The 5,007-nt window shown below is 71.6% G+C and carries 5 protein-coding genes; 1 reads left to right on the forward strand and 4 read right to left on the reverse strand.

Annotated features, from left to right (window positions below; translation table 11 throughout):
* Positions 1-1,625 (forward strand): amylo-alpha-1,6-glucosidase (locus ACWDX9_RS59875; protein ID WP_449972739.1); only part of this gene is annotated, 1,625 nt, incomplete at its 5' end.
* On the opposite strand, the gene ACWDX9_RS59880 is transcribed toward ACWDX9_RS59875, so the two are convergent.
* The 4 genes from ACWDX9_RS59880 to ACWDX9_RS59895 all read right to left on the reverse strand — a co-directional run.
* Complete coding sequence (locus ACWDX9_RS59880; RefSeq protein ID WP_350742823.1) at positions 1,600-2,430, reverse strand: carbohydrate ABC transporter permease; 831 nt, start codon at positions 2,428-2,430, stop codon at positions 1,600-1,602. The genes ACWDX9_RS59875 and ACWDX9_RS59880 overlap by 26 nt on opposite strands.
* Positions 2,427-3,362: a carbohydrate ABC transporter permease gene (locus ACWDX9_RS59885; protein WP_350742822.1), complete on the reverse strand. Its 936-nt coding sequence runs from the start codon at positions 3,360-3,362 to the stop codon at positions 2,427-2,429. The genes ACWDX9_RS59880 and ACWDX9_RS59885 overlap by 4 nt, the downstream gene beginning before the upstream one ends.
* Positions 3,362-4,684, reverse strand: coding sequence for an ABC transporter substrate-binding protein (locus ACWDX9_RS59890; RefSeq protein ID WP_449972742.1), 1,323 nt, complete (start codon positions 4,682-4,684; stop codon positions 3,362-3,364). Before ACWDX9_RS59890 ends, ACWDX9_RS59885 begins: the two co-directional genes overlap by 1 nt.
* Before the next feature lie 7 nt (positions 4,685-4,691).
* Positions 4,692-5,007: hypothetical protein (locus tag ACWDX9_RS59895; protein ID WP_449972745.1), on the reverse strand; the 316-nt coding region annotated here is incomplete at its 5' end.

The raw sequence follows: 5,007 nt of genomic DNA on the forward strand, positions 1-5,007 counted from the left end.
GACGCCTGACCTGGCATGCCGACAGCGCCCGCGTCACCGTCACCGGCCACGGCGCCCACGCGACGGCGGGCGACGGGGCCTGCCTGCGGTGGGAGGTGAGCCTGCCCCCCCGCGGCCGGGCCACCCTGCGCTGGGAGCTCGCCGTCGAGGACCCCGCCGCGGTCGCCGTGCCCCCCGCCGCGACCCTCGAATGGACCCCGCCGCGCGTCACCGCCGCCGACCGGCGCGTCACCCGGCTGCTGGACCAGTCGCTCGAAGACCTGCGCTCGCTGCGGCTGGCCGAGCCCGGCGAGCCCGGCGACACCTTTCTCGCGGCCGGCGCGCCCTGGTTCCTGACCCTCTTCGGCAGGGACAGCATCTGGGCGGCGCGCATGCTCCTGCCGCTCGGCACCCGGCTGGCCGCGGGCACCCTGCGCGTCCTGGCCCGCCGCCAGGGCCGGCGCCTCGACCCGGACTCCGGCGAGGCCCCGGGCAAGATCATGCACGAGCTGCGCCGGGACGCCTTCGACCTGAATGACAAGGGCGGGCGGCTGCCCGCCGCGTACTACGGCACCATCGACGCCACCCCGCTCTGGATCAGCCTGCTGCACGACGCGTGGCGCTGGGGCCTGCCGGACTCCGAGGTGCGAGCGCTGCTGCCGAACCTCCAGGCCGCGCTGGGCTGGCTCGCCGACCACGCCGACCCCGACGGGGACGGGTTCCTCGAGTACATCGACTCCAGCGGCCGCGGCCTGGCCAACCAGGGCTGGAAGGACTCGGGCGACTCGGTGCGCTTCCATGACGGCCGCCAGGCCGAGCCGCCGATCGCGCTGGCGGAGGTGCAGGGCTACGCCCACCAGGCCGCCCTGCACGGGGCCGCCCTCCTGGACGCCTTCGACCTCCCGGGGGCCGGCCGATGGCGTGACTACGCCGGGACGCTGGCCGAGCGCTTCCGCGCCGCCTTCTGGGTCGACGGACCCCAGGGCCCCTTCCCGGCGCTCGCCCTCGACCGCGACAAGCGCCCCGTGAACTCCCTGACCAGCAACATCGGCCACCTGCTCGGCACCGGCCTGCTCTCGCGCGAGGAGTCGGTCCAGGTCGCCGGCCTGCTGGCCTCTCCCGGCATGGCGGAGGCGTTCGGGCTGCGGACGATGTCGTCGGAGGAGGGCGGGTTCAGCCCGCTGTCGTACCACTGCGGATCCGTCTGGCCGCACGACACGGCCATCGTCATCGCCGGCCTGGCCAGGGAGGGCTTCGACGAGCAGGCCACCACCCTGGCCGAAGGCCTGCTGGAGGCGGCCGAGTCGTTCGGCTACCGGCTGCCGGAGCTGTTCGCGGGCGACACCCGGGACCGGGTGGGCCGCCCGGTGGCCTACCCGGCCTCCTGCCGCCCCCAGGCGTGGTCGGCCGCCGCCGCGGTCGTCATCGCCCACGTGGCCACCGGGCTCTACCCCGACGTGCCGGCGGGCCGGGTGGAGCTGCGCCCGCTGTCCGGCGCGCCCCTGGGCGCGCTGACCGCCGGGCTGCGCGTGGCGGACGCCGAGGTCGAGGTACGGGTGGACCACGACGGCACCGCCACGGTCAAGGGCCTGCCCCCGGGCATCCGCCTGGAGGAGGCCGTCACCCCTTCGTCGCGCCGCCCGTGAGGCCCTTGACGAACTGCTTCTGCAGCAGCAGGTAGAAGACCAGGATCGGCAGCGTGGCCAGGAACATCAGCGCGAACATGCCGCCGAAGTCCGCCGCGTACTGGCCGAGCGACTTGTACACGCCCGTCATGATCGTCGTGCCCTCGCGGGGGCCGTAAATGATCAGCGGGTTGAGGAAGTCGTTCCAGATCCACACCCCGAGGAAGATCAGCACGCTCGCGGTGGCCGGCCGCAGGAGGGGGAAGACGACGCGCCAGAACGTCTGCCAGCGCGTCGCCCCGTCGATCGCGGCCGCCTCCTCCAGTTCGCGCGGGATTCCCTTCATGAACCCGGAGAAGACGAACACCCCGAACGGCACGTAGTAGCCGACGTTGAACAGGATGAGTCCCTGGAGCGTGGACATCAGCCCGAGCGACTTCAGCACCTGCGTGACCGGGATGAGGATGACCTGCGGCGGGATCATCAGCCCGCACAGCAGCAGCACCATGACCGCGCGCGACCACCACTGGGTGTGCCGCGCCAGGTAGTGGCCCAGCATGGCCGACAGCAGCGTCAGGATGACGATCGACAGCGACGTGACCACGACGCTGGTGCGCAGCGACGACCAGAAGAGGCTGTCGGGGTCGGTCAGCACGCGGGTGAGGTTGTCCAGGGTGAACGGATCGGGCAGCGACATCGTGTCGCGGGAGACCTGGCCGCTCGCCTTGAAGACGTTGATCAGCGCGATGTAGAGGGGGATGAAGAAGACCGCGCCGATGACCAGCGCCACCAGCGGGCGCACCCACGGCAGCCGCGAACCGGTCATAGCTGGACCTCCCTGCGCTGCAGGATCCGCAGCGTGACCACCGACAGGGCGGCGATGACGACGAGCATGACGACCGCCTCGGCGGAGGCGTAACCGGTGCGGTTCTCCACGAACCCCTCCTGCAGGACGACGAACGCCACGCTGGCCGTCGTGCCCGTGCCCGGGCCGCCGTTCGTGATGACCTTCACGTGGTCGAAGATCTTGAACGCCGAGATCAGCAGCACGACGGTGTTGATGGTCAGCGCGGGCGCCAGCAGCGGCCAGGTCACCTTCCAGAAGCGGCGCAGCGGCCCCGCCCCGTCGATCGCGGCCGCCTCGGCCAGCTCCTGCGGCACGCCCTGCAGCCCGGCCAGGTAGACGACCACGCAGAAGCCGAGCATCTGCCAGCAGACGATGGACGCCAGCGAGTACAGCGCGATGTCCGGGTCGGACAGCCAGCCCGGCGGCTCGGCCACGCCGAGGGCCCGCAGCCCCTGGTTGACCGGCCCGTCGTCGGCGAGCACGCGCGTCCAGATCACGCTGATGACCACGGAGCTGATCACCATCGGCGTGAAGAAGACGCTGCGCAGCGCGTTGTAGAGCCAGCCGCGCCGGTCGAGGACGACGGCGACGGCCACGCCGAGCACGTTCGGGACGATGACCACGATCAGCGTCAGGATCGTGGTGACCCGCAGCGAGTTCAGGAACGTCTCGTCCCGCAGGAGCAGCGCGTAGTTGCGCAGGCCCACGAACTGCGTGTTCGGCCTGAGGAGCGCCTGGTTGGTGAGGCTGTAGCCGACGCTCATCGCGATCGGCAGTAGGACCAGGCACGTGTAGACGAGCGTGCCCGGCGCCGCGAACGTCAGGAAGTGCCACAGGCCCGGCCACGCCGGCCGCCTGCTCCCACGGCGGGTGAGCGTGCCGGGCCTGCGATGGGTGGTGCTGACGGCCATCAGCCGCTCTTCTCCCATTCGGTGTCGAGGAAGGCCAGCGCCTGGTCCGTCGTCTTCTTGCCGCTGACCAGGTCCTGCGCGGTCGACCAGAACTTGCCCTGCATGCCGGGCAGCATCGCCGCGTCGCCCGCCTCCCAGCTGAACGCCGGGACGGTCGCGTTCTGCTGGAGCGCCTGCTGCCACAGGTCGTACACGGCCTTGAAGACCGGGCCGGTGGTGGGCGGCGGCGTGTAGCCCTTGACGGCGGGGAAGAGCGCGTCGGCCTTGACCGAGGCGTCCAGGTTCTCCTTGGTGAGCTGGAAGGCCAGCGCGAACTTCTTGGCCGCGGCCATGTTCTTGGCCGTGGCGCTGACGGACAGGCCGCCGCCGGTGAACGCCGGGAGATGCAGGCTCCCGTCGTCGCTCGGCCAGGCGAACACGCCGATGTCGTCCTTCATCTCCGACTGGTCGGCCGCGGCGGCGAACCAGCTCCCCATCGGGTACATCGCGCCCTTGCCGCCCAGGAACGCCTCCTGCGTCTTCGGGTAGTCCTGGCCGATCTGCCGCTTGTCGATGAAACCCTTGGCGGCCAGGTCGGCGAACTTCTGCGTGGCCGCCTTCATGGCCGGGTCACCGGCGAACGTCACCTGGCCGGCGCGCCGCTTGGCGATCCAGTCGGGCGTCTTGGCGTACAGGTCGGTGGCCAGGATGGCGGTCCACGGCTGGGAGGTGACGAACACCCCGCCGCTCACGAACGGCGTGATCCCGGCGGCCTGGAGCTTGCCGGCGTCGGCGAGCAGCTCGGCGTACGTCGTCGGCGGCGCCTCGATCCCGGCCTTCTTGAACAGCTTCTTGCTGTAGTAGACGTTCGGGATCGTCTGGGTGTTGGCCGGCAGCTGCAGCACCTTGCCGTTGACCGCCCCGCAGGTCGGGCAGATGAAGTCCTTGAGCTCCTGCTCGGTCCAGGTCGCCAGGTTCGGCTCCAGCGCGATCAGGTCCTGCATGCCGATCTGGACGTCCGGCAGCTGGCCCGAGGCGGCGAGCTGCTTGGCGTAGTCGTTGCGCTCCGACTCCGACGGCGCGGCGACGAGCTCCACGTCGAGGTCGGGGTTGGCCTTCGTCACCAGCGCGACCTGGGCCTTCCAGTACGACTCCGGCAGGTTCGGCGACGGGAAGACGAGGAAGGTGACCTTCTGCTTGCCCCCGGCGGAGGACGCGGCGGAGGACGCGGCGGAGGACGCGGTGGAGGGTGCGGCGGACGTGCTCGGCGTACCGCTCGAACAGGCGCTCAGCGCCAACGTGACGGCCAGCGAGAGAGCGCCGGCCGCGGACAGCTTGTTCATGGTGAGCTCAGTCTTCTCCGGTGGTGGGGGATGGGAGGTCGCCGGTCGTCCGTCTGACGACGTTCGACGGCGGGCCGTAGCGGAAGGCGCGCACCCGGTACGACGCGTGCCGCTCCTCGGGCAGGGTCACCAGGCCGAACGCGTTGACGTCCGGCGCCAGCACGGCGGTCACGCGGTAGTCGGGCCGGCCGGCGGGCCGGTCCTCCAGCAGGAAGCCCTCCTCGTCGCGGGCCCGGTCGGCCCACCGGAACGCGATGCCGTCGGCCTGCGTCACCGTGGCCGTCAGACCGGTGGGCGCGGCCCCTTCGCCGCCCACCGGCCGG

The organism is Nonomuraea sp. NPDC003201 (assembly GCF_053590415.1).

Bases quoted from the DNA above. Each gene is read 5' to 3' on its own strand.
- ACWDX9_RS59890 (WP_449972742.1), bottom strand. From the start codon at position 4,684: ATGAACAAGCTGTCCGCGGCCGGCGCTCTCTCGCTGGCCGTCACGTTG.
- ACWDX9_RS59880 (WP_350742823.1), bottom strand. From the start codon at position 2,430: ATGACCGGTTCGCGGCTGCCGTGGGTGCGCCCGCTGGTGGCGCTGGTC.
- ACWDX9_RS59885 (WP_350742822.1), bottom strand. From the start codon at position 3,362: ATGGCCGTCAGCACCACCCATCGCAGGCCCGGCACGCTCACCCGCCGT.